The sequence below is a fragment of the Streptomyces sp. NPDC087310 genome (assembly GCF_044744405.1).
Taxonomy (GTDB): Bacteria; Actinomycetota; Actinomycetes; order Streptomycetales; family Streptomycetaceae; genus Streptomyces.
In genome coordinates, this window is sequence record NZ_JBIUYF010000001.1 from 1,012,110 (window position 1) to 1,034,873 (window position 22,764).

Below are 22,764 nucleotides of genomic sequence, written 5' to 3' on the forward strand. Positions count from 1 at the left end.
CCGGCGGCACCCGGGGCCGGGGCCGGGGGGCCCCCCCGCCCCCCCCCGGGGGGGGGGCCGCCCCGCCCCCCCCGCTTCTCGTGATCTTCACTGCTTGCTGTGGAGCTAAGGAGAATTGAACTCCTGACCTCCTGCATGCCATGCAGGCGCTCTACCAACTGAGCTATAGCCCCTTGCGTTCCACCGCCCCGGGGTTTCCCCCTCGGCGGCATGGCCAACATTAACGGTCCCTGTGCCCCACCACCAAATCGATTCCGCGGGGGGCCGACCCGGCCCCGGCCGGAGGTCGGTCAGGCGCCGATCGGACCTCGGCCGGACGTCGGTCAGGCGGTCGCGAAGGAGTAGAACCGCTTGAGCGTGCAGTGCTCCTCCAGGAGACGGCCGTAGATCGGCTCGCCCTCCAACTCGCGGTACGTCTCGATGGGGTCGCCTTTTATGATCAGGGCCCGCGCGCACTCCTCGCACCAGTACTGGTACTCGGGGTTGAGCGGGTCCATGTCCCGAACGATCGGCGTACCGCTGCCGCACCAGTCGCACTTACGCCTGTGCGCGCCCATCAATCAGCTCCAGATGTGGCCACAGCAGGCCGTGCACACGTAGGAATGTCCGCGGTGGCCGTCGAGCGCGTGAGCCGGAGGGGACGAGTCGCCCGAGGGACAGCCGACACTGCTGGCGGACATCGCGCTCTCCCTCCCGGTCCGGTCCCTGGCCCCCATCCGGTCGTCCGATTCTGCCATGCCGAGGACTGCTGGTCAGCCTGAAACAGCGTCCGTACAGCAGAAATCCCGCCCCCCAGCAGGGGACGGGATCCGGTTCGTGACGGTGATTGTGGAGCTAAGGAGAATTGAACTCCTGACCTCCTGCATGCCATGCAGGCGCTCTACCAACTGAGCTATAGCCCCTCGTGTTCCCCGCGCCGCGCGCTGCGAACAAGAAGAACTTTAGCCTGCGACCTGCCGGAAAGCGAAATCCGGTGGCCGCCCCGGCGAACGGCCGGGCGTCAGCCGGCCGGACCCCGGACGCCCGGCCCCTGGACGCCCGGCCCCCGGGCGCGCGGCCGCCGGGCACTCGGACCCCGGACGCTCAGTCGTCGTCACCGAGGACCGGCTCCGGGAGGGTGCCCGCGTTGTGCTCCAGGAGCCGCCAGCCGCGCGCGCCCTCGCCGAGGACGGACCAGCAGCAGTTGGAGAGCCCGCCGAGCCCTTCCCAGTGGTGCGACTCCAGGCCCAGCAGCCGGCCGATGGTGGTACGGATCGTCCCGCCGTGGCTGACCACGACCAGCGTGCCCCCGTCGGGCAGCTTCTCGGCATGGCGGAGCACCACGGGCGCCGCGCGGTCCGCGACCTCGGTCTCCAGCTCGCCGCCGCCGCGCCGCACGGGCTCGCCGCGCTTCCAGGCCGCGTACTGGTCGCCGAACCGCCCCACGATCTCCTCGTGGGTCAGACCCTGCCAGGCGCCCGCGTACGTCTCGCGGAGCCCGGCGTCGTGCGCGACGTCGAGGCCGGTGACGGCGGTCAGCTCACGGGCCGTGGCAGCGGCCCGCCGCAGGTCGGAGGCGATGATCGCGGCCGGCTTGAGGGAGGCGAGCAGCCGGGCGGCCCTGCGGGCCTGTCCGACGCCCTCCTCGGTCAGCTCGATGTCCGTGGAGCCCTGGAAGCGGCGTTCCAGGTTCCAGGCCGTCTGGCCGTGGCGCCACAGGACGATACGGCGGCCGCGGCCGCCCTTCGCGCCGTTCAGCTCAGCTCACCGTCCGGGTCACCGGCGATCCCGGTGTGCTCGCCCGCCGTCTCCGCGTGCTCCTTGCCCTTGCCGCGCGTCTTGACGGCGTCCTCGGGCAGCTCCAGCTCGGGGCAGTCCTTCCAGAGCCGCTCCAGCGCGTAGAAGACGCGCTCCTCGCTGTGCTGGACGTGGATGACGATGTCGACGTAGTCGAGCAGGATCCAGCGGGCGTCACGGTCGCCCTCGCGGCGCACCGGCTTGGCGCCCAGCTCCTTCTGCAGGCGCTCCTCGATCTCGTCGACGATCGACTTCACCTGGCGGTCGTTGGGCGCCGAGGCGAGCAGGAAGGCATCGGTGATGGACAGCACATCGCTCACGTCGTACGCGATGATGTCGTGCGCGAGCCGGTCCGCGGCCGCCTGGGCGGCGGCGTTGACGAGCTCGATGGAACGATCAGTAGCGGTCACTGGCAGGCTTTCGTCGGGGGTCGTGGAGATGCCCAGGATCTCACGGACCACCGACAGCCGGCACAGCCGTTCTCCCGGGCGCGGACCGGCACCCGGGAGACACCTGACCGGACGACCCCTAGTCGACCTTGTAGTCCTGTCCGAGGACGACGGAGACATCGGCGTTCGCCGCCGCCTTGCCCTTCTCGACCGCGCTCGCCGGCAGCCCCAGCGTCTTGGCCGTCTCCTCCGCCTGTTCCTTCTTGGCCGCGTCACCGTAGGTGACACGCGAGGAGGTCACGGCGTCGGCCGTACCGGCGTCCACGAAGCTGTAGCCGCCGTTGACCAGCGCGATCCTGGCGGACTCCGCAGCGTCCTGGTTCCCGCTCGCGTTCTTCACGCCGACGCGTACGGCGTCGCCCTGCTCGGGCGCGGTCACCGAACCGCCCAGGATGTCCTTCACCACGCTCTCCGTCGACTCCTCGCTGAGCGTGCCATTCGTCTGGACGGGCAGGACCGTCGTCTTGTAGTCGCCCACCTTGGCGTGCTCGGCGAGCTTGGCCAGGGCCGCGCCCAGGTCCTTCTCGGTGAGCGACGGGTCCAGGATCTGCGCGAGGGTCTCGACGGTGACGGTGGCGGCCCCCGGGTCGTCCGAGATCTTCCGCAGGACGCCCTGGAGCACCTGGCCGAAGCGCGTGAGCTGCTTGGCCTCCTCCTCGCCGGGGGCGCGGTAGGTGGCGTAGCCGACGGCCGCCCGTCCGTTGAGGGTCTCCTTCTCGCCCTTCGGCACCAGCGGGTCGTCGCCCTTCTTGGCGGCGGGCACCTCGACGTCGGTGGTCACCTCGATACCGCCGACCAGTTCGACCAGGTTCTCCAGATAGGGCGTGTCGAGCCGCCAGGTGCCGGCGATCTTGGTGCCGAGAAGGGTGCCGATGCCCTCGCGGGTGCCGTCCGAGCCGTCCTCGTCGACGGACTTGCCGAGGGTGGTCGAGGCTCCCTCGTCGCCCGCGATGGCGAGGACGTTGGGGAGCAGGACGGTGGTGCCCTGGCCCGTCGTGGAGTTGTTGACCAGCAGCGCCGTGGAGGTGTCCTTCTGCTTGGTGCTGCGCAGGTGTACGACGATCACATCGCGCTTCTGTGTCCCCGAGGCGGTGGTCTGCGGCGCGTCCGACGAGGACATACCGGGCAGCTCGCCCGCGTACCAGAGGTAGCCGACGCCGCCGGTGACCGCCAGCGCGAGGGCGACGACGAGGGCCACCACACGGCTGCGTCCGCGGCGCTTGGCCTCCTCGCGCCGCTCGGAGCGGCTCTCGGTGAACTTGAGCCAGTCGATGACGTCCTCGGAGTCCTCGGTGGGCTCCTCTATGAACGCGAACTGCTCGGTCTTGTAGTCGCGTTCCTCACCGTCGGGACGCCGCTGCCCCGGTACGGCGGCCTGCCCCGGTACGGCGGGCTGCTCGGGCTCGGCACCGCGCGCGGGCTCGGCGGGTGCGGATGCGGGTGCCGGGGCGGGTGCGGGCTCCGGTGTCCGCGCGGCCGGCGGCCGGTCGACGGCGACCAGGGCCTCCGGCACGGCCTGCTGCTGTTGCCCCGGTGCCTGCTGGGGCTGCTGGGCCTGCTGCTGGGCCTGCTGCTGGCCGGTGTCGTACCCGTACGGGTCATAGCCGTACGCCTGTTGCTGCTGCGCCTGCTGCTGCGGCACCTGCTGCGCGTACGGGTCGTACTGCTGCGGGATCTGTTGCTGCTGCGCCTGCTGTTGCGCCTGCTGCTGGGCGTACGGGTCGTAGCCGTACCCCTGTTGCTGCTGTGTCTGCTGTTGCTGCGGCACGGGCTGCCCGTAGGCGTCGTACTGCTGCTGCGGGGACTGCTGGTACACCGGCTGCCCGTACTCGTCGTAACCGACGATCTGGGGCTGCGTGTAGTAGGGGCCGTACGGGTCGTACGGCTGCTGCTGGTCGTTCACCGGTGCCCCTCTCAGTGGCTCAGGCGCCGCGGTACAACTGCCGCTTGTCGATGTAGCGCACGACACCGTCCGGCACCAGGTACCAGACGGGATCGCCCTTCGCGACCCTCCCACGGCAGTCGGTCGACGAGATGGCCAACGCGGGAACCTCCACCAAGGAGACCCCGCCCTTGGGCAGTCCGTCGTCCGTCAGATCATGGCCCGGCCGGGTGACCCCGATGAAATGGGCGAGGGAGAACAGCTCCTCGTGGTCCCGCCAGCTCAGGATCTGCGAGAGGGCGTCGGCGCCCGTGATGAAGAAGAGGTCGGCGTCGTCGTTGAGGGACCGCAGATCCCGCAGCGTGTCGATCGTGTACGTGGCCCCGCCGCGGTCGATGTCGATCCGGCTGACCGAGAACTGCGGGTTGGAGGCGGTCGCGATGACCGTCATCAGATAGCGGTCCTCGGCCGGTGACACCGCGCGCTGGCTCTTCTGCCACGGTTCACCGGTCGGTACGAACACCACCTCGTCGAGATGGAACAGCGAGGCCACCTCGCTGGCCGCCACGAGGTGTCCGTGGTGAATCGGGTCGAAGGTGCCGCCCATGACGCCGAGTCGGCGCCTGCCGCCCTCGGATCCGGGGCCGGGCCCCTGCTCCGGTCCGCCCGGCCCTGCTGGTCCGCGACCGCTCGACGCTTGCTGGTCTCCCATACGCCCAGAGCCTACTGGCACTGGCGTACGGCCCGGTGTCAGCGGTCGCGGTTGAAGCGCGTGGTGATCCACAGCAGCAGAAGCAGCGCGAAGAGGGCGCCGCCGCCGACGAGAACCGGATTCAGGCTTTCGTGGTTGCCGCCCTTTTCGGCGCCCTCGGCGAGCATGACCAGGTGGGCGGCGGTGCCGGTGAGGCTCATCTTCTACGGGCCCTTTTCCTCGGGGGTCTGGATTCTCCGGAGAGCTGGACTCTCCTGAGGTCTGCGGAGACTTCGCCCACATCGTATGCGGGCCCCTCGGGCACGCTCACGCCGACTCAGTCGTTGTGGTCGTTGTCGCGGTATCCGCGCAGCAGGAACCAGGCGAGCAGGGCTGCTCCCACGAGCAGAACGACCAACACGATCCGCAGCGTGTTGCCCGCTCCCTGCTGATCGGGGACGGCGGCGAGCAGGGCGGCGGTTTCCGGCATGACGGTGGTGCTCCTCGGTCTCTTTCCGGCTGAGATCCGGGCACTGCCCCGGAACCCCGTCCACAGGCCCCCGCCACACGGTAGACCCAGCACCTAGGCTGGGGGCCGTCAGGGGGGACGAGCCTTGGATTCTGGACTCGTACGAACAGGGGATATCCATGACCGAAGACCGCAACGAGGCGACGGGCAGCGAGAATGTGCCGAGCCGGCAGCGTAAACGCTTCCCGGGAATCTCCTCCCGGGCGTACGAACACCCCGCGGACCGCTCGGCGCTGGTCGCCCTGCGCAAGCTCAGCGGTTTCGACACGGTGTTCAAGGCGCTCAGCGCGCTGCTGCCGGAGCGCAGCCTGAGGCTGCTCTTCCTCTCCGACTCGGTGCGGGTGGGCGACGCCCAGTTCGCCCATCTGCACACCATGCTGCGGGACGCCTGTTACATCCTGGACCTGGAGAAGGTCCCCGCGATGTACGTGACGCAGGACCCGCGGCCCAACGCGATGTGCATCGGTCTGGACGAGCCGATCATCGTGGTCACCACCGGGCTGGTGGAGCTGCTGGACGAGGAGGAGATGCGGGCGGTCGTGGGCCACGAGGTGGGCCATGCCCTCTCCGGACACGCCGTCTACCGCACGATACTGCTCTTCCTCACGAGCCTCGCCGTCAAGGTCGCCTGGATCCCGCTGGGCAATGTCGCGATCATGGCGATCGTGACGGCGCTGCGGGAGTGGTTCCGCAAGTCGGAGCTGTCGGCGGACCGGGCCGGGCTGCTGGTCGGCCAGGACACGCGGGCGTCGATGCGCGGTCTGATGAAGATCGCCGGTGGCAACCACCTGCACGAGATGAACGTGGACGCGTTCCTGGAGCAGGCCAAGGAGTACGAGGAGGGCGGCGACCTGCGGGACTCCGTCCTCAAGATCCTCAACGTGCTCCCGCGTACGCATCCCTTCACGACGGTGCGGGCCGCCGAGCTGAAGAAGTGGTCCGAGAGCCGGGACTACCAGCGGATCATGGACGGTCACTACCCGCGCCGCGAGGAGGACAAGGACACCTCGGTCACGGACTCGTTCCGGGACTCCGCCTCGCACTACGCGGACACGGTCCGCAACAGCAAGGACCCGCTGATGAAGCTGGTGGGCGACATCGCGGGCGGTGCGGGCGACCTGGGCGGCAAGCTGCGCGACCGGTTCACGGGCGGCGGCAACAGCGGCGGCAACGGCAACGGCGGCGCGTCCACGGACGGCGACGACGACGGCAGCGGCAGCGGCAGCGGCAGCGGCAAGGGGCCGGTCAAGGACTGACCCGGGACCACCTCCGTCAGGGTGACGGGCTCGGCTCCGCCGCGCGGGAGAGCGCGCCGCAGAGCGCCGGATGCGCCGGGCCCGTCGCGTACGGATCGGTCGCGGCCGGATCGTGCGGCCGGGCGCGCTCGCCCGCGAGCAGCGGGCGCAGCGTCCGCGGCGGCTCGGCCGAGCAGGACTGGGGCCCGGCCTGCACCTCACTGGTCACCACCTGCGCCTGATGCCTGGGCAGGTCCTCCACGCCGAAGCGGAAGCGCATCTCACGCCGGACGGTGAACAGCGAGGCGTCCCGTACGGGGTGGCCGACCGAGGCGGCGGGCCGCAGCGGGTAGACGAAGACATGGTCGGTGCTGACCTCCAGCGTCCCGGGGTCCGTCTCCTCGTACCGCAGCGTGCCGTGGACGCGTACCTGGTCGTCGGCGCGCGCCACCTTCGCCGGGTCGAAGCGGACCAGCCAGCCGATCGGGTCGTGGCGCCCGTCGTCGGCCGGGTCGGTGAAGCTGCGGTCGAACTGGGTGAGTTGCTCGGGGTCGAGGAGTACCCGTACGGGTCGCAGGGAGCGCCCCGCGAGGACGTCGGGGTCGAGCGAGGACGCCACGAGATAGTCCTTGACGATGCTCAGCGCGGCCATCACCTGGCCCTCCGCGAAGTCCCCGGCCGTCCGGGCGGCCGGCAGGGTGATCCCCGCCGCGCCGGAACGGAACTGCGCGGCGGGGCTGCGGGCGAGGAGGTCGGCGGGCGCGCCGCCCGGTACGGGCCCCTGGGGGGCGAGCGGGATCACGGAGGTGCGGGCCGGCTCGACGGCGCGGAGGGCGGGCGGGCGGTACGGGTTGCGCAGCCCCAGATAGATCGCGGTGCCGAAGGCCACCCCGAGGATCAGCAGGAGCAGCAGGAACTGGCGCGGGCCGTTCCTGAACCTCCGCCGGCGCCGGGGGGCGGGCGGCGGTCCCGGCGGCAGCCTGCGGACGGCGTGGGCGTGATCGCCCATGCGCTCCCGCGCGGAGTACTCCTGGAGCCGGGCCGCCCGGATGAACGACTCGTCGAAGACGACCGAGCGGTACTCGTCGTCCTCGCCTCCGGGGAGCCCCTCAGGATGCTCTCCCTCGGGTGGGTCTCCACGCCCTGCCATACCTTGAGGGTAGGTCTGCGGAGGCGAACGTAAACGCGGGGCCGACCGTCAAGTTCCGCATGACACCCGTTCGGCCGTTCGGGTAGTGACAGGCCCTCCCGCGAAGTCCGCGGCGCCCCGTCACAGCCTCGCGGCGCACCCGTCACGGCGTACGCGGCGTCCCTCTCACGGCGTGCGCGAGGTCCCTCTCACGGCGTGCGCGGCACCGCGGAGACCTCCGGCGCGCTCCGGGTCGCGGCGGCCGAGGGCCCGATCGCCCCCGGGTTGTCGATCCCGGTCCTGGCGGGCTGCGGCACCTGGTCGTCGCGGCTGCTGGAGGCGCCCCGGTAGACGGCCGTGAAGGCGAGGGCGACCATCCCGATGCCCATCAGCAGGGCGAGCAGCCAGGCGACGGGCCGGTGCCAGCGCGCGGTGCCCCGGTAGGGCCGCAGGGTGCCGCCGTAGCGGCCGTACGGGCCCGCGTACGCGTCGGGGTCGTCCGGGTCGTGCTCCCCGTAGCCGGGGTCGGGGCCGTACGCGCCGTCCCGGCCGTACAGCTCCTCGTACAGCTCGTCCCCGTCCGCTCCCCCGCCGGAGCGCGCGCGGGCCGCCTCGGCCTCGGCACGGGCCTGGGCGGCCGAGAGCAGCCGCTCGACGGCGGAGGGTTCATGGATGGTGGCGGCCTTGACGAAGTCCTCGTCGAACACCACGGAGGCGAAGTCCTGATCCGCGCCTCCGCGGTCGTCGTCGGGCTCCCAGCCGTCCGGGAACGGCCTGCCCCCCACGTCGTCCGGCACCTCTTCAGAGTAGACCTGGGACGTGGTTTTGGGCAGGCGGAGTCCGAACTATCCCGCTTCGTATTCGTCACACGCCGACCGCGCCGTTCCGGTACTCACCGGGTGTGTCCGTCCCCGGTCACGATGTACTTCGTGGAGGTCAGCTCCGGCAGCCCCATCGGCCCGCGCGCGTGCAGCTTCTGCGTGGAGATCCCGATCTCGGCGCCGAAGCCGAACTGGCCTCCGTCCGTGAACCGCGTGGACGCGTTCACGGCGACCGTCGTCGAATCGACCAACTGGGTGAACCTGCGGGCGGCGGCCTGCGAGGTGGTGACGATCGCCTCCGTGTGGCCCGAGGACCAGAGCCGGATGTGGCCGACGGCCGCGTCCAGCGAGTCCACCACCGCGGCGGCGATGTCGTACGAGAGGTACTCGGTCTCCCAGTCGTCCTCGGTGGCCGCCACGACCGTGGCCTTCGTCCCGGCCGCGTACGCCCGGACCCGCTCGTCGGCGTGGACGGTGACCCCCGCCTCGGCCAGCGCGTCCAGCGCGCGCGGCAGGAAGGCGGCGGCGACGTCCTGGTGGACGAGGAGGGTCTCGGCGGCGTTGCAGACGCTGGGGCGGCTCGCCTTGGAGTTGATGAGGATGGAGACGGCCATGTCGAGATCGGTGTCGGCGTCCACGTACACATGGCAGTTGCCGGTGCCGGTCTCGATGACGGGGACGGTGGAGCCCTCGACGACCGTACGGATCAGGGAGGCGCCGCCGCGCGGGATCAGCACGTCGACCAGGCCGCGCGCCCGCATCAGCTCCTGTACGGCGTCGCGGCCCTCGCCGGGCACGAGCTGTACGGCGTCGGCGGGCAGCCCGGCGCCGCCCACGGCGTCGCGCAGCACCCGTACGAGCGCGGTGTTGGAGGAGAGCGCCGAGGAGGAGCCCCGCAGCAGCACGGCGTTGCCCGACTTCAGGCAGAGCGCGGCGGCGTCCACGGTGACGTTGGGGCGCGCCTCGTAGATGATCCCGACGACGCCGAGCGGGACCCGTACCTGGCGCAGGTCGATGCCGTTGGGGAGGGTCGAGCCGCGGACGACCTCGCCGACCGGGTCGGGCAGCGCGGCCACGTCCCGTACGTCGGCGGCGATGGCCCGCATCCGCTCCGGGGTCAGCGTCAGCCGGTCGATGACCGACTCGGCGGTGCCGGCTTCCCTGGCGCGCGCGACGTCCTCGGCGTTGGCCGTGACGATCTCGTGCGTACGGACCTCCAGGGCGTCCGCGATCGCCAGCAGCGCGTCGTCCTTGGCCGCGCGCGGCAGTGGCGCGAGGTCGGCGGCGGCGGAGCGGGACCGGTAGGCGGCCCTGACGACCGGGGAGAGATTGTCGTACGGCGAGAGCGAGGTCATGCCCGCAGGGTAGTGCGCGCCCTGCGGGCGTTCCGCACGTATTCCGCACTGCGAGACGCCCCACGGGCCCCGGGCCACGGGACGGCCGGGTCTCGGGACGGCCGGACCTCAGAACGGCCCGGGTCTCAGAACGGATGGACGCCCACCGGTGCCGCCGGCGGCGGACCGTACCCCTCCGCGATGCGCTGGTGGTACGTCTCCCGGTCGATGACCTCCAGCCCGACGATCACCCATGGCGGGAGCTGGGCGCTCGACCGGTGCTCGCCCCAGAGCCGCAGCGCCACCGCGGCGGCGTCGTGCAGGTCCCTGGCCTCCTCCCAGTAGCGGATCTCCGCGTGGTCGGTGGCGTACCTGCTCGTCAGCAGGAAGGGATGGTCGTGCGCGAGCTGTTCCAGGCCGCGCCTGACCTCCGTCAGCGGGCTCTCGGGGCCCGAGACGCTGAGGGTGATGTGCCAGAGCTTGGAGACCTGGCGCGCGTCGGCCGTCGCCGCGGTGTCCCCCTGGCGCCGCTCCCCGGCTGCGCCGGAGCTGTCCGCCGTACCGTCGGCGCCGGCGGCGGTGTCATCGGTGGGATCCCCCACCTCGACGCTGATCAGGGCTCGTTGCCCGCCTGTGGCCCTCCGGGCGTGGGCGCTTCCCCCGGTCCCTCGGGGCACCGACCCCGGGCGCGCTCGTCTCACCAGCGGCCTCCTGTTTGCTGCGTCGTCGTGCTGTAACCCGCTCGAACCCCTGGGACAAAGTTGACCAGTCCCGGGCGGAAGATGGGGCGGTTTTGGTAAAGGTCCCAGTTCAAAGGCCGGAGTTTCAGCCGTTTCAGGGGCGGGTCAGGGATGCAGGATGACCAAATCGTCCCGGTGTACGACCTCGCGCTCGTAGGCGGGACCCAGCTCGCGGGCCAGCTCGCGGGTGGAGCGGCCGAGGAGCTGGGGGATCTCCTTGGCGTCGAAGTTGACCAGCCCGCGGGCGACCGCGCGGCCCTCGGTGTCCCGCAGCTCCACCGGGTCGCCCGCGCCGAACTCGCCCTCGACGGCGGCGATCCCGGCCGGCAGGAGCGAGGTGCGGCGCTCGACGACGGCCCGTACCGCACCGTCGTCCAGGGTGAGGGCGCCCCGCGGGGTGGAGGCGTGCGCGAGCCACAGGAGCCGGTCGGCTGAGCGGCGTCCCGTGCGGTGGAAGTACGTGCCGGTGTCGCGCCCCGCGAGCGCGTCGGCGGCGCGGCTGGCGGAGGTCAGGACGACGGGGATGCCGGCCGCTGCGGCGATCCTGGCGGCCTCGACCTTGGTGACCATGCCGCCGGTGCCGACCCCGGCCCGGCCCGTGCTGCCGATGGTGACGCCCGCCAGATCGGCGGGGCCGCGCACCTCGGCGATCCGGGAGGTGCCGGGCCTGCTGGGGTCACCGTCGTACAGACCGTCGACGTCGGAGAGCAGGACGAGCAGGTCGGCCCGTACGAGATGGGCGACGAGCGCGGCCAGCCGGTCGTTGTCGCCGAAGCGGATCTCGTCGGTGGCGACGGTGTCGTTCTCGTTGACGACGGGGAGCGCGCCCATGCCGAGGAGCTGGTCGAGGGTGCGGTACGCGTTGCGGTAGGAGGCCCGCCTGCTGGTGTCGTCCGTGGTGAGGAGCACCTGGCCGACGCGTACGCCGTAGCGGGCGAAGGAGGCGGTGTAGCGGGCGACGAGCAGCCCCTGGCCGACGCTGGCTGCGGCCTGCTGGCGGGCCAGGTCCCGGGGGCGGCGGTCGAGTCCGAGCGGGGCGAGCCCGGCGGCGATGGCGCCGCTGGAGACGAGCACGACCTCCCGGTCGCCGGTGGTGCGTACGGCGGCGAGCACGTCGGCCAGGGCGTCGACCCGGTCGGCGTCGAGCCCGCCCGCGGCGGTGGTGAGTGAGGAGGAGCCGACCTTGACGACGATTCTGCGGGCCCGCGCGACCGCGTCCTGCCGTGCCACCACTTGCTGCCGTGCCGCTGCCACGCGCTCTGCCTCTGCTCTCGCCACCGGGCTCCGGTCCCGCCACCGGTGTGTGTCCCCGCCGGTCAGCCTACGCGCGGGCCGTCCGGGGTGGCGGATCATTTCAGGGGCTGGGACACCCGGAGGTGGGGGCCGGGACACCCGGAGGTGCGCGGGCCGCGACGCCGGGAGGCGAGGGGCCACGGCCCGCGGACGAGCACGGGAGAGGCGGCGGCGATCCCGCCCGGTGACCGGGAAACACGGCGTCAATCCGCGCCGCCGGTGCAACCGGAGACACCTGACAGCAGTCTGTCAGGTGTAAGAACGGTCGGGAAACATCGTGAGCCCCCGCGGAGATAAGCTGGCAGCCCGGCGCCCGCACCCTCCGCCGCTGGCCGCGCCTCCCCCCCCACTCGCACACCACCCCGTGCACCGACAACACAGATGGGCCTTCAAGTAATGCCAGTAAAAGTGAGCGTCGTCATTCCGGTGTACAACCCGGGTAAGTACATCGATCCGTGCATCGATTCACTGCTGGCCCAGACGCTGCCGGCGGCGGACTTCGAGGTGCTCTTCGTCAACGACGGCTCGACGGACGACACCCCCGCGCGGCTCGACAAGCTGTCCGCCGAGCACCCGCACTTCCGGGTGATCCACATTCCGAACTCGGGGTGGCCGGGGAAGCCCAGAAACATCGGTGTGGCGGAGGCGAAGGGCGAGTACGTCCAGTTCGTCGACCAGGACGACCACATGGCCTCGGACGCGCTGCGACGGCTCTACGAGATGGGCCACCGCAACGGCTCGGACATCGTGATCGGCAAGGTCGCCTCGAACTTCCGCGGCGTCCCGCACGGCGTGTTCAAGTCGAACCGCGAGAAGTGCGACCTCACCAACGCGCCGCTGTACGACAGCCTCACCCCGCACAAGATGTTCCGTACGGAGTTCCTGCGCGAGAACAACATCGCGTACCCCGAGGGCAAGCGGCGCCTTGAGGACCAGCTCTACATGATGCAGACGTACTTCCCCGCCAAGGTCGTGTCGATCCTGGGGACCTACACCTGCTACTACTACTCGAAGCGGGACGACGGCCAGAACGCCGGCTCCGCCAAGCTCGTGCCGTCCGGCTACTACGGCAACCTCCGCGAGGTGCTCGACGTCGTCGTCGACAACACCGAGCCGGGCGAGTTCCGGGACCGGCTGCTGCGCCGCTTCTACCGGGTCGAGATGCTCGGCCGGCTGAGCGAGCCCTCGGTCCTCAAGTACGAGCCCGCGTACCTGGACGAGATGGTCGACGCGATCCAGCCGCTCGTCAAGGACTTCATCAACGACGGTGTGCACGACGGGCTCGGCGCGCTGGTCCGGCTCCGCTCCACCCTGCTGCGTTCCGACGACCGCCAGGGGCTGGTGAAGCTCGCCCGGTTCGCCAAGTCGGTGAAGGCCACGGCGCGCCTGGAGGAGTTCGACTGGCAGCCGGACGGCCGGGTCGCGCTCTCCGTGACCGGCCGCCTCGTGCACGGCGAGGACCAGCAGCCGCTGCGCCTGGTCCGCCGCGACAAGCGGTACTTCGTCCACCCGGAGATCACCGAGGGGCTGCTGCCCGAGGGCGAACTCCTGGACGTCACCGACGACATGGACACGTACAAGGGCGAGCTCTCCCTGCGCAACCGGGAGACCGCCGTCGAGTGGCCCTGCCCCGCCGACTTCACCTCGAAGATCGAGAAGGTCGCGCCGCCGGCCGGCGCCGCCGCGGACGCCGAGGAGACGTACGAGGTCGTGCTGCACGGCACCGGTACGGTCACCAGCGAGGCGGTCAAGGGGCGCGGCCGGGTCTCCAGGGGCTTCTGGGACATCTGGGTCCCGCTGCGCGGCCTCGGCATCGTCCGCAAGGCCCGGCTCGGCGCCGACCGCGCCCCCGGTGTGGACGCCAAGTGCCTCCCGGCGGTGCTCGGTTCGCCCGCGCGGCCGGTCATCCCGTACTTCACCGACCCGCACGGCAACCTCACGCTCGATGTCGCGGGCCGCGCCAAGAAGATGGCGACGTATCTCGCGGAGCGGCCCCCGCTGCGGATGCCCGGCTCCCACTCCGAGCTGCGCTTCGAGATCTTCACCGGTACGAAGTCCGCCTCCCTCGCCGTCGAGCTGGTGCTGACGTCCGCGGACGGTACGAAGCGCACGCACCCGGCGACGCTCCGCCCCGACCACGGCAGGGCCCATCTGGAGGTGCCCGGCAAGGTGGCCGGTCTGGCCGAGGGGCAGGCGCGTCTTTCGGTCAAGCTCGACGGCCCCAAGGGCCCCGAACTGGACATCTGCGAGGTGCCGGTGGCGGCGGGCGGCCGCATCCGGCTCGACCAGAGCGGTCTCGGTGAGGTCGACCCGCTCCTGGTGCGCGTGGTGGCGGTGAAGCGCCGCAGGGCGACGCTGCGGAAGGTGCTGCGCTCGGCCGGCGGCCCGATCGTCCGCAGGCTGCCCGCCGCGGCGCGCAAGAAGGTGCGCCGCCTCGCGGCCCGCATCTGACGGGCCTCCCCCTCCCCGCTCCGTACCCCCGACGGACTCCGGCCTCCGGAACTCCGACGCTCGGAACTCCGAACAGAACAGCAAGGACGTGATCACATGCGGCAGCTCTCCGTCGAAGGCGCCTGGGTGCATGAACCGAAGGTCTTCCCGGACAGCCGTGGCAGCTTCCACGAGTGGTTCAAGGCCCCCGACTTCGCCGAGGCGGCCGGCCACTCGCTGAACCTCGCGCAGGCCAACTGCTCGGTCTCCAGCCGGGGCACGCTGCGGGGCATCCACTTCGCCGATGTGCCGCCCAGCCAGGCCAAGTACGTGAAGTGCGTGCGCGGCGCGGTCCTCGACGTGATCGTGGACATCCGGGTGGGCTCCCCGACGTACCGCACGTGGGAGGCCGTCCGGCTGGACGACGTGGACCACCACTCGGTCTATCTCTCCGAGGGTCTGGGGCACGCCTTCATGGCGCTGACCGACGACGCCACGGTGGTCTACCTGTGCTCGGAGGGGTACGCCCCGGGCCGTGAGCACGGGCTGAACCCGCTGGACCCGGCGCTCGGCATCGAGTGGCCCGAGTCCATCACACCGCTGCTCTCCGACAAGGACGCGGCGGCCCCGACCCTCGCCGAGGCGGAGGCCCAGGGCCTGCTGCCGTCGTACGAGGAGTGCCGGGCGTACTACGCGGAGCTGGCCGCGCGCGCCTGACGGGGCGCCCTCTGAGGGGCGTACATGAAGGAAGGGCCGGAGCGATCGCTCCGGCCCTTCCTCATGCCATGTGGCGGTCAGCCGGTCAGCCGGTGACGGCCTCGATCTGCCGGCGCAGCGGCGTGAACGCCGAGCGCGGACGGCGCAGGTTACGGGCCCGGTTGAGCGCGGGCCAGAAGCCGGCCCCGAGCAGCGCCTCGGGGCGTACGGCGTTCTTGCGCACGAGGATCTCGTCCGGGACGTCCTGCGGGTCCGGGACGACGTACTCCTCGATGATCTTGTCGTACGCGTTCTTCAGCACCGTGGACTCGGGGTTGGCGCCGAAGATCGCCACCACCCCGGTCGGCTCGGTGTCGACGTCGACGACGAGCAGGTCGGGGCGGTAGCGCCGGAGCACCTGCGCCACCTTGTAGACGTCGCCCGCCCAGAACTTCGTGTGGCGGTCGCGCGCCGCCTCGTCGACGTCCCGGGGCAGCATGTCGTCCAGGACGATCACGCTGGACCAGCGGGAGTGCTTCTCGACGTTCATGAAGTCGCGCAGCGCGAACTCGAAGAGGTGCATGCCGTCGATGAACGACAGCTCCAGCTTCGGGTCCCCGCCGAGCAGGTTGACCGGGTCGCGGCGGGCCAGCGCGCGGAACGGGTTGCGGCCGTTGCGCAGGTGGATCAGCGGGTCCTTGCGGGCGAAGAAGTCGTCACTGGTCGCCCGGACCAGGTGGACGTCACAACTGATGTCCGTGACGACTCTGAAGGCCGGGTCCACGGCGACGGACGGAACCCGGGAGAGCGCCAGGCTTCGCCCGTCATTGACCCCGATCTCCAGATAGGTGCGGGGCTTGTACACACGGTGCATTTGGCGCAAGAAGCCGTGGCGATCCACGTAAGGGGCCCTTCACTGAGAATCAACAATCCATAGGTTTGATTCTCAGTGAACATAGTGGGCCTACAGTCTGCACGTAAACATCTACTGGCGAGTAACACCCGTTTGGCGCTCGGCCGCCAGCAGCGCGGGGAACGCCTCGGCGAGCGCGGCACGCCAGTCGCGGATGGGTTCGATTCCGGCTGGTTTCCACCGGTCGTGACCGAGGATGCTGTATGCGGGCCGGGGGGCCGGCCGGACGAACGCCTCGCTGGTCGTCGGGCGGACCCGCTCCGGGTCCGCGCCGAGCAGCCGGAAGATCTCCTGGGTGAATCCGAACCAGGTCGTCCCGCCGCCGCTGGTGCCGTGGTAGACGCCCGCGGGCGCCGTCCCGTCGAGCGCCGCCCCGCCGAGCGCGACCAGCCGGTCGGCGAGATCGCCGGTCCAGGTGGGCTGCCCCTGCTGGTCGTCCACCACGTCCAGGGTGTCCTTGACACCCTCCAGCTTGATCATCGTACGGACGAAGTTGGGGCCGCCCGCGCCGTACAGCCACGCGGTGCGGACCACGTAACCGCGCTCGGGAAGGGTGTCGAGAACCGCGCGCTCCCCCACCAGCTTCGTCCGCCCGTAGGCGCTGCGCGGCGCCGTGGGGGCGTCCTCCGGGTACGGCGTCCCCCCGTCACCGGCGAAGACGTAGTCCGTGGAGACCTGGAGCAGGACCGCGCCGGACTCGCGGCACGCCTCGGCGAGGACCCGGGGGCCCGTGCCGTTGACCGCGAGCGCGTCGTCCTCCTTGTACTCGGCGTCGTCCACGGCCGTCCAGGCCGCGCAGTTGACCACCACGGCCGGCGCGTGGGCCTCGAAGGCCGCGCGCACGGCCGCGGGGTCGGTGATGTCCAGCGCGCTACGGTCCAGGCCGGCCGCGGGCCGCCCGGCGGCGGCGAGCCGGGCCAGCAGGTCCTGGCCGAGCATGCCGCCGGCGCCGGTGACGAGCCAGGTGCCCGCAGGGTCGGGGGTGCCGGTGCTCACAGGGCCGCACGCTCCTTCAGCGGCTCCCACCAGGCGCGGTTCTCGCGGTACCACGCCACGGTCTCCGCGAGGCCCGTCGCGAAGTCCTTGCGGGGCTCGTACCCCAGCTCCTCGCGGATCTTGGTGCAGTCGACCGAGTAGCGGCGGTCGTGGCCCTTGCGGTCCGTGACGTACTCGACGCTGGTCTCCCAGTCCGCCCCGCACGCCTCCAGGAGCAGGCCGGTCAGCTCCTTGTTGGAGAGCTCCGTGCCGCCGCCGATGTTGTAGACCTCGCCCGCGCGGCCCTTCGTACGGACCAGCTCGATGCCCTGGACGTGGTCGTCGATGTGCAGCCAGTCGCGGATGTTGCCGCCGTCGCCGTACAGCGGCACCTTCTTGCCGTCCAGCAGGTTCGTGATGAACAGCGGGATGACCTTCTCGGGGAAGTGGTGGTGCCCGTAGTTGTTGGAGCAGCGGGTCACGCGCACGTCGAGGCCGTGGGTGCGGTGGTACGAGAGCGCGATCAGGTCGCTGGACGCCTTCGCCGAGGAGTAGGGCGAGTTGGGCTCCAGCGGGTGCGTCTCGGGCCAGGAGCCCTCGTCGATCGAGCCGTAGACCTCGTCCGTGGAGATGTGCACGAAGGTCTTGACGCCCGCGCGGTGGGCGGCGTCGATCAGCGTGTGGGTGCCCACGACGTTCGTACGGACGAACTCGGCGCCGCCGTCGATGGAACGGTCCACGTGCGACTCGGCGGCGAAGTGCACCACCTGGTCGTGCTCGGCCATCAGCTTGCCGACCAGCTCGGGGTCGCAGATGTCGCCCTGCACGAAGCGGAATCCGGGGTGCTCACGGACCGGGTCGAGATTGGCCGGATTTCCCGCGTAGGTGAGCTTGTCGAGAACCGTGATCTCGACGTCGCCGGGGCCCTGCGGGCCGAGCACCGTACGGACGTAGTGCGAGCCGATGAAACCGGCGCCGCCGGTCACGAGAATCCTGTGCGTCATGAGGAGATCTGCACCTTGCTGTGGTCACCGAGGACGAGTCGGTGGGCGGACGGGTTACGGGGCGCGGGGGTGATCTCGACGTCGCGGCCGATCAGCGACGCCTCCACGCGGCGGACGCCGGTGAGCGAGGAGCCGCGCAGCACGATGGAGTACTCGATCTCGCTGTCCTCGATCGTGCACCCCTCGGAGACCGAGGTGAAGGGACCGATGTACGCGTCGCTGATCACGGTGTCCGCGCCGATGATCACGGGGCCGAGGATACGGCTGCCGGTGACCCGCGCGCCCTTCTCGATCCTCACGCGCCCTATGATCTCGCTGCCCTCGTCGACCGTGCCCTCGCAGTGCGGCTCCACCGTCTCCAGCACCGAGCGGTTGACCTCCAGCATGTCGGTGACGTTGCCGGTGTCCTTCCAGTACCCGGAGATGGTCGTGGAGCGGACGTCGCGCTCCTGGTCGATCAGCCACTGGATGGCGTGGGTGATCTCCAGCTCGCCTCGCCAGGACGGCTCGATGGACCGTACGGCCTCGTGCACGGCCGGGGTGAAGAGGTAGACGCCGACGAGCGCGAGATCGCTCTTGGGCTTCTCCGGCTTCTCCTCCAGGGCCACCACGCGTCCCTCGCCGTCCAGTTCGGCGACGCCGAAGGAGGTCGGGTTGGGGACCCTCGTGAGCAGGATCTGCGCGGCGGGCCGCTCCTCGCGGAAGCCGTCCACCAGGCCGCTGATGCCGCCGACGATGAAGTTGTCGCCGAGGTACATCACGAAGTCGTCGTCGCCGAGGAAGTCACGGGCGATGAGGACGGCATGCGCCAGGCCGAGCGGCGCGTCCTGCTGGAGGTACGTCACCTCGATGCCGAACTGCGAGCCGTCACCGACGGCCGCGCGGATCTCGTCCGCGGTGTCGCCGACGATCACGCCGACCTCGGTGATACCCGCCTCCGCGATGGCCTCAAGGCCGTAGAAGAGCACCGGCTTGTTCGCCACAGGGACGAGCTGCTTCGCCGATGTGTGCGTAATGGGCCGCAGTCGGGTCCCTGCCCCACCGGACAGTACGAGAGCCTTCACTGTTCCTGTTTTCCCCTGCTGTGATTGCGATGCTGTCCGGGGGTCGCCCGACAGTCCGATTTTACCTACGCTTTCCGGCGCCGTCTGCTACCGGTCACCCCGGAAGGGTGAAGGGGCGCGGCGCGGGGGCGCGAAAGGGTGCGGGACGGAGCCCGTACACGCATGGGCGCGGCCCGGTACCACCGGCCGCGCCCCCGATTTCGCGCCAACTCTCCTAGGCCACGCGGTTCCTCATCGGCGCGAGGTTCCGCACCTGGGTACGCAGCCGTCGCGCCACCCTGCGCGCCAGCGATCTGCGCCGGCGGACCGCCTGGGGCGGCTCTATGGCGCGCAGGCCCGGCTTGCCCACCCAGTCCCGGGTCGTCACCTCGTACGAGGCGTCCTTCAGCCCCGTTCCGCGCTCCCCGAAGTGCGGGAGGGCGAGGTACGGCTTACGGGCGCGGCCCCGGTGGACCACCTCGGGCACCGTCTCCGCCTTGATGAACGCCAGGACGTCGGCGAGCAGATCGAGCCGCCCGAGCGCCACGCACTCCAGCCGCAGCCGCTCGGCGACCTTGATGTGGCGGGCCACGCCCGGGTTCCAGTACCGCTCCATCAGCGGGGCGACCAGTTCCAGTTTGTGGCGTCTGACCTCCTCGGAATCCTTGACGATCCCGTGCGCGAACTGCTGTATCAGCCCCACGGTGAAGGGTCTGACCATCAGCTTGTCGCGCTTGGGGCCCGCCGGTTCCAGTTCGGCGATGCGTGTCATCAGGGCCGTCACGGCGGCGAACCGGTGCGTGTAGTCACCGGACTTGGTCACGTGCTTGCCGTCGTCCCTGCCGACCAGGTAGTAGCAGGTGTAGTCGGAGATCACCGAGACGCCGTCGCCCCGGAGATATGCCTCGATGGTGAAGAGCGCGTCCTCGCCGGTACGGTACCCCTCGTCGAACCGCAGCCCCAGCCGCTCGATCAGCTCGCGGCGGAAGAGCTTCTGCGCGCTCAGTGTGTAGATGACCTGCGAGTTGTGGACGTCGACGCGGTCGGCGGTACGCCGCCACATCGAGCTGGGAGCGCCCCGGTTGACCCCCACCACCTTGCCCAGCACCACATCCGTACGAGCGCGGTCGGCCACGGCGACCATGCGCTCCAGCGCTTCCTCCCCCAGATAGTCGTCGGCGTCCAGGAAGAAGACGTAGCGCCCCCGGGCCAGGCCGAGGCCGACGTTGCGGGGGCCGCTGGGGCCGCCCGAGTTGGCCTGCCGTACCACCCTGGTCGGGATGGACGTGCGGGCCGCGAACTCTTCCAGGAATTCCCCCGTGCCGTCGGCCGAGCCGTCGTCGATGGCGACGAGCTCGATCCGGTGGGCGCCCAGGGTCTGGGCCTCCACCGATTCCAGGCAGCGGATCAGGTAGGGCATCGCTTCGTATGCCCCGACGATCACACTCACATCAGGAACTGACATTTCGTTCATCGGAATGCAAGACAGGTGGCACCGATTGTTGGTTGTCTTACCCGATCACCGGGCCCCTGTGATGCCCGTCACAGGGGCGGACCGGCCAGCGGACACGGAAAGGCCCGGCGGCGCGCTCCTCGAAAGCGCCCCGCCGGGCCTTCTGTCCGTCGCCCCGGTCAGCCCCGTACGGGCGAGTCCAGGTCGTTGTTCTCCGCGCTCGGCGCCGAGTCGTCCGGTGCCGCTGCCGCCTCGGGCTCCCCGAGCCGCTGCTCGACGCCCACGTTCCGCGCCAGGGACTTCGCGGACAGCGCCTGGGTCGCCGCCTCGAACTGCTCCATCGACGTCGGCTCGTCGGGGCCCAGCAGATACCGCTTCAGCTCCCGGCGCTCGGCCGCCAGCCGGTCGGACGCCGGGTCGGCGACCGCGGCGAGCAGGTCGTCCAGCTCGCGCGCGCTGTTGGAGAGGATGACCGCGGCCCGTACGGCGGTGTTCTGCCGCTTGAACTCCTCCACGCCCAGCTCCGCCGAGTCCGTGACCGCGTACGGCTTGCCGCTCGCGATGAAGTCGGACACCACGCTGGAGATGTCGGAGACCATGGCGTCCGACTCGTTGAAGCAGTCGTAGAGCGCGGGCTCGGAGCCGCTGATGACCCGGTGCTCCCACCAGCCGAAGGAACGCCAGTACGCGCCGTTCCACTCGCGGCGCAGCCGCGTCAGCTCCTCCTGCCTGACCGGGTCCGCCTGCGAGTCGCGCGACTGCTCCGCCTCGTCACGTCCCGTGTCCGCGGCGCCCATCAGCTCGCCGAGGCGCGCGGAGATCCGGGCCAGCTCCGCCTTGGCGGCGGTCCGGTCCGCGTTCAGCTCGGCGCTCTCCTTCGCCCAGCGGGCGTCGGTGGCCCGCTCGGCGGCGGCCTTCTCCACCAGCGCGATGATCCGCTCGTGCACGGCCTTCGCCTTGGCGCTGCGGGTCCCGGTGAAGGGGTGCGGCTTGTAGAGCACCCGGACCGGGCCGTCGGCCTTCAGGAGCCGCTTGACGATGTTCTCGCCGGCCAGCAGCAGCGAGGTGTTGCCGGGGTTGTCGTCCCAGCCCTCCCAGGTCGGCGCGTACAGCACCGTGGGGACGGGGTGGCGCTGCGCGCCGCTGTACGGCTCGATCGGGGCGAGCTGGGGCCGCCCCACCTCGACGATGTCCTCGTCACGCACCCCGACGTCGGCGAGCGCGTACCGGTCGCGTCCGGCCCGGCCCGCCGTCCACACCTCGTCGTACGCCTTGCTGTACGGGTTGACGCTGGCCAGCTTGTCGCTGTCGCCGTGGCCGATGAAGACGTGCTTCATGGTGGGCACGCGCAGCATGTGGATGTTCTTGCCGACGTTGGCCGCGTACAGCGCGACCCGGACGGTCGACAGGTCCAGGTTCATCAGGTGCACCCCGCCGGGGACGCAGAGCACCGGCACGTCCGTCGTCCCGAGCTGCTGGGCGATGGCCCGCTCCCGCAGGACGATCAGTGGACGGCCCTCCATCCGGTCCATCGTGTCCAGCCACATGTTGACCTGGTACGCGGACTCCTTGGAGCCGGAGAAGTACAGCATCACGGTCGGCCGGTACTCGGCCAGCCAGCCGTCCACCGCCGCGAGCACCTTCTCGGCCTTGGGTACGAGCCGGCTCGGCCGCAGGTAGGGCAGGAGCGCGAGGATGTAGCCGACGGCGAGGAGCAGGCTGAGGCCGAGGCCGGTGAAGCCGTAGATGTTGTCGCGGGTCTGGAGCGTGATGATCACGCCCACCATGGCGAAGATGTCGAGGTGGAGCATCTTCTCGGCGGAGCGGTTGAGCAGCCCGCGCGGCGGCGCGTCCGGGATCCGGATGGCGCCGGCGAGGTCGATGTTCCGGGTGACCACGGGCAGCCTGCGGCGCAGCCGGAGCAGGGTGACGATCGCGCCGTGCGGTGCCTGGAGCGCGTAGAACAGGAGCACCATGACGACGGTCACGTAGAAGATCCGGTCCTCACCGAGACCCGACCTGGCGACCAGCAGCACCAGCAGCATCTGCCGGATCAGGAACCGGATCGAGAGACCGGCGCGCACCTTGGCGAGCCGGTTGACCAGGTAGCTGCCGCGCTGGTGCAGGTAGGTGTCCGCGAGATAGGTCACGGCTGCGGCCGCCGCGAAGAACCAGAGGTTGGGGATTATCGCGGCGAGCATGACGCACGGGAAACTGATACCCAGAAGAAGTGCGGCTGCCAGCTCTGATCCGCTGCCCACGCGGGCCAGGCGGATAGCTGTCGAAATCACGGAAAACCTGCTCCAGACCGTGCCGGCTGTTGACCTTGCAAGGGAAGCGTGAAGACGCGACTTCGCGACTTCACGAACTG

Annotated in this window: 21 protein-coding genes and 2 tRNA genes; 3 read left to right on the forward strand and 20 right to left on the reverse strand. The window is 70.8% G+C overall.

What is annotated here, in order from left to right; all coding sequences use genetic code 11:
* Positions 1-100: 100 nt before the first annotated feature.
* The 9 genes from ACIO3P_RS04065 to ACIO3P_RS04105 form a co-directional block, all read right to left on the reverse strand.
* Positions 101-173: transfer RNA gene (locus ACIO3P_RS04065), tRNA-Ala, on the reverse strand.
* Between the two features lie 150 nt (positions 174-323).
* The gene (locus ACIO3P_RS04070; protein WP_329827141.1) at positions 324-557 is read right to left on the reverse strand and encodes a hypothetical protein; all 234 of its coding nucleotides are present in this window, start codon (positions 555-557) and stop codon (positions 324-326) included.
* Between the two features lie 272 nt (positions 558-829).
* Positions 830-902 (reverse strand) — tRNA-Ala (locus ACIO3P_RS04075).
* Positions 903-1,083: 181 nt separating this feature from the next.
* Positions 1,084-1,737, reverse strand: coding sequence for a histidine phosphatase family protein (locus ACIO3P_RS04080; RefSeq protein WP_329827434.1), 654 nt, complete (start codon positions 1,735-1,737; stop codon positions 1,084-1,086).
* The gene (rsfS, locus tag ACIO3P_RS04085; RefSeq protein ID WP_329827140.1) at positions 1,734-2,186 is read right to left on the reverse strand and encodes a ribosome silencing factor; all 453 of its coding nucleotides are present in this window, start codon (positions 2,184-2,186) and stop codon (positions 1,734-1,736) included. Before rsfS ends, ACIO3P_RS04080 begins: the two co-directional genes overlap by 4 nt.
* A gap of 118 nt (positions 2,187-2,304) precedes the next feature.
* Complete coding sequence (locus ACIO3P_RS04090; protein ID WP_401850720.1) at positions 2,305-4,128, reverse strand: LCP family protein; 1,824 nt, start codon at positions 4,126-4,128, stop codon at positions 2,305-2,307.
* Between the two features lie 19 nt (positions 4,129-4,147).
* Positions 4,148-4,819, reverse strand: coding sequence for a nicotinate-nucleotide adenylyltransferase (gene nadD / locus ACIO3P_RS04095; RefSeq protein WP_401788775.1), 672 nt, complete (start codon positions 4,817-4,819; stop codon positions 4,148-4,150).
* 38 nt (positions 4,820-4,857) lie between these two features.
* Positions 4,858-5,019, reverse strand: coding sequence for a hypothetical protein (locus ACIO3P_RS04100; RefSeq protein WP_329827138.1), 162 nt, complete (start codon positions 5,017-5,019; stop codon positions 4,858-4,860).
* A gap of 116 nt (positions 5,020-5,135) precedes the next feature.
* Positions 5,136-5,288 (reverse strand): hypothetical protein, encoded by a 153-nt coding sequence (locus ACIO3P_RS04105; RefSeq protein WP_401788780.1) that lies wholly within the window; start codon positions 5,286-5,288, stop codon positions 5,136-5,138.
* A gap of 158 nt (positions 5,289-5,446) precedes the next feature.
* Here ACIO3P_RS04105 and ACIO3P_RS04110 point away from each other — a divergent pair, with 158 nt between their 5' ends.
* Positions 5,447-6,583: a M48 family metallopeptidase gene (locus ACIO3P_RS04110; protein ID WP_401850722.1), complete on the forward strand. Its 1,137-nt coding sequence runs from the start codon at positions 5,447-5,449 to the stop codon at positions 6,581-6,583.
* A 16-nt stretch (positions 6,584-6,599) separates the two neighbouring features.
* Here the strand turns inward: ACIO3P_RS04110 and ACIO3P_RS04115 are convergent, their stop codons facing one another.
* From ACIO3P_RS04115 to proB, 5 genes are all read right to left on the reverse strand, one after another.
* Positions 6,600-7,712, reverse strand: coding sequence for a hypothetical protein (locus ACIO3P_RS04115; RefSeq protein ID WP_329827135.1), 1,113 nt, complete (start codon positions 7,710-7,712; stop codon positions 6,600-6,602).
* A 188-nt stretch (positions 7,713-7,900) separates the two neighbouring features.
* Positions 7,901-8,488 carry a hypothetical protein gene (locus ACIO3P_RS04120; RefSeq protein ID WP_329827134.1) on the reverse strand — a complete coding sequence of 196 codons (588 nt, stop codon included), beginning with the start codon at positions 8,486-8,488 and terminating at the stop codon, positions 7,901-7,903.
* Between the two features lie 95 nt (positions 8,489-8,583).
* Complete coding sequence (locus ACIO3P_RS04125) at positions 8,584-9,867, reverse strand: glutamate-5-semialdehyde dehydrogenase (protein WP_401788792.1); 1,284 nt, start codon at positions 9,865-9,867, stop codon at positions 8,584-8,586.
* A gap of 125 nt (positions 9,868-9,992) precedes the next feature.
* Positions 9,993-10,547, reverse strand: a complete 555-nt coding sequence (locus ACIO3P_RS04130; RefSeq protein ID WP_329827132.1) for a hypothetical protein — start codon at positions 10,545-10,547, stop codon at positions 9,993-9,995.
* Between the two features lie 144 nt (positions 10,548-10,691).
* The gene (gene proB, locus ACIO3P_RS04135; protein ID WP_401850726.1) at positions 10,692-11,840 is read right to left on the reverse strand and encodes a glutamate 5-kinase; all 1,149 of its coding nucleotides are present in this window, start codon (positions 11,838-11,840) and stop codon (positions 10,692-10,694) included.
* 447 nt (positions 11,841-12,287) lie between these two features.
* Here proB and ACIO3P_RS04140 point away from each other — a divergent pair, with 447 nt between their 5' ends.
* Positions 12,288-14,330: a glycosyltransferase family 2 protein gene (locus ACIO3P_RS04140; protein ID WP_329827130.1), complete on the forward strand. Its 2,043-nt coding sequence runs from the start codon at positions 12,288-12,290 to the stop codon at positions 14,328-14,330.
* 96 nt (positions 14,331-14,426) lie between these two features.
* Positions 14,427-15,026 (forward strand): dTDP-4-dehydrorhamnose 3,5-epimerase, encoded by a 600-nt coding sequence (gene rfbC, locus ACIO3P_RS04145; RefSeq protein ID WP_329827129.1) that lies wholly within the window; start codon positions 14,427-14,429, stop codon positions 15,024-15,026.
* 85 nt (positions 15,027-15,111) lie between these two features.
* Here rfbC and ACIO3P_RS04150 read toward each other — a convergent pair whose 3' ends face one another.
* From ACIO3P_RS04150 to ACIO3P_RS04175, 6 genes are all read right to left on the reverse strand, one after another.
* Positions 15,112-15,906, reverse strand: coding sequence for a class I SAM-dependent methyltransferase (locus ACIO3P_RS04150; protein ID WP_329827128.1), 795 nt, complete (start codon positions 15,904-15,906; stop codon positions 15,112-15,114).
* A gap of 84 nt (positions 15,907-15,990) precedes the next feature.
* Entirely contained in the window at positions 15,991-16,914 is a 924-nt protein-coding gene (gene rfbD / locus ACIO3P_RS04155; RefSeq protein ID WP_329827126.1) for a dTDP-4-dehydrorhamnose reductase, read from the reverse strand.
* Positions 16,911-17,897: a dTDP-glucose 4,6-dehydratase gene (rfbB, locus tag ACIO3P_RS04160; RefSeq protein ID WP_329827125.1), complete on the reverse strand. Its 987-nt coding sequence runs from the start codon at positions 17,895-17,897 to the stop codon at positions 16,911-16,913. Before rfbB ends, rfbD begins: the two co-directional genes overlap by 4 nt.
* Entirely contained in the window at positions 17,894-18,961 is a 1,068-nt protein-coding gene (locus tag ACIO3P_RS04165) for a glucose-1-phosphate thymidylyltransferase (protein WP_329827124.1), read from the reverse strand. The genes rfbB and ACIO3P_RS04165 overlap by 4 nt, the downstream gene beginning before the upstream one ends.
* 214 nt (positions 18,962-19,175) lie before the next feature.
* Positions 19,176-20,405, reverse strand: a complete 1,230-nt coding sequence (locus tag ACIO3P_RS04170) for a glycosyltransferase family 2 protein (protein ID WP_401850730.1) — start codon at positions 20,403-20,405, stop codon at positions 19,176-19,178.
* 167 nt (positions 20,406-20,572) lie between these two features.
* Positions 20,573-22,684 carry a hypothetical protein gene (locus ACIO3P_RS04175; RefSeq protein ID WP_329827121.1) on the reverse strand — a complete coding sequence of 704 codons (2,112 nt, stop codon included), beginning with the start codon at positions 22,682-22,684 and terminating at the stop codon, positions 20,573-20,575.
* Positions 22,685-22,764 lie beyond the last annotated feature (80 nt).

Excerpts from the sequence above, each read along its gene's own strand:
- ACIO3P_RS04070 (WP_329827141.1), bottom strand. The coding sequence starts at position 557 with ATGGGCGCGCACAGGCGTAAGTGCGACTGGTGCGGCAGCGGTACGCCG.
- nadD (WP_401788775.1), bottom strand. The coding sequence starts at position 4,819 with ATGGGAGACCAGCAAGCGTCGAGCGGTCGCGGACCAGCAGGGCCGGGC.
- ACIO3P_RS04100 (WP_329827138.1), bottom strand. The coding sequence starts at position 5,019 with ATGAGCCTCACCGGCACCGCCGCCCACCTGGTCATGCTCGCCGAGGGC.
- ACIO3P_RS04105 (WP_401788780.1), bottom strand. The coding sequence starts at position 5,288 with ATGCCGGAAACCGCCGCCCTGCTCGCCGCCGTCCCCGATCAGCAGGGA.
- ACIO3P_RS04110 (WP_401850722.1), top strand. The coding sequence starts at position 5,447 with ATGACCGAAGACCGCAACGAGGCGACGGGCAGCGAGAATGTGCCGAGC.
- ACIO3P_RS04115 (WP_329827135.1), bottom strand. The coding sequence starts at position 7,712 with ATGGCAGGGCGTGGAGACCCACCCGAGGGAGAGCATCCTGAGGGGCTC.
- ACIO3P_RS04125 (WP_401788792.1), bottom strand. The coding sequence starts at position 9,867 with ATGACCTCGCTCTCGCCGTACGACAATCTCTCCCCGGTCGTCAGGGCC.
- rfbC (WP_329827129.1), top strand. The coding sequence starts at position 14,427 with ATGCGGCAGCTCTCCGTCGAAGGCGCCTGGGTGCATGAACCGAAGGTC.
- rfbB (WP_329827125.1), bottom strand. The coding sequence starts at position 17,897 with ATGACGCACAGGATTCTCGTGACCGGCGGCGCCGGTTTCATCGGCTCG.
- ACIO3P_RS04170 (WP_401850730.1), bottom strand. The coding sequence starts at position 20,405 with ATGTCAGTTCCTGATGTGAGTGTGATCGTCGGGGCATACGAAGCGATG.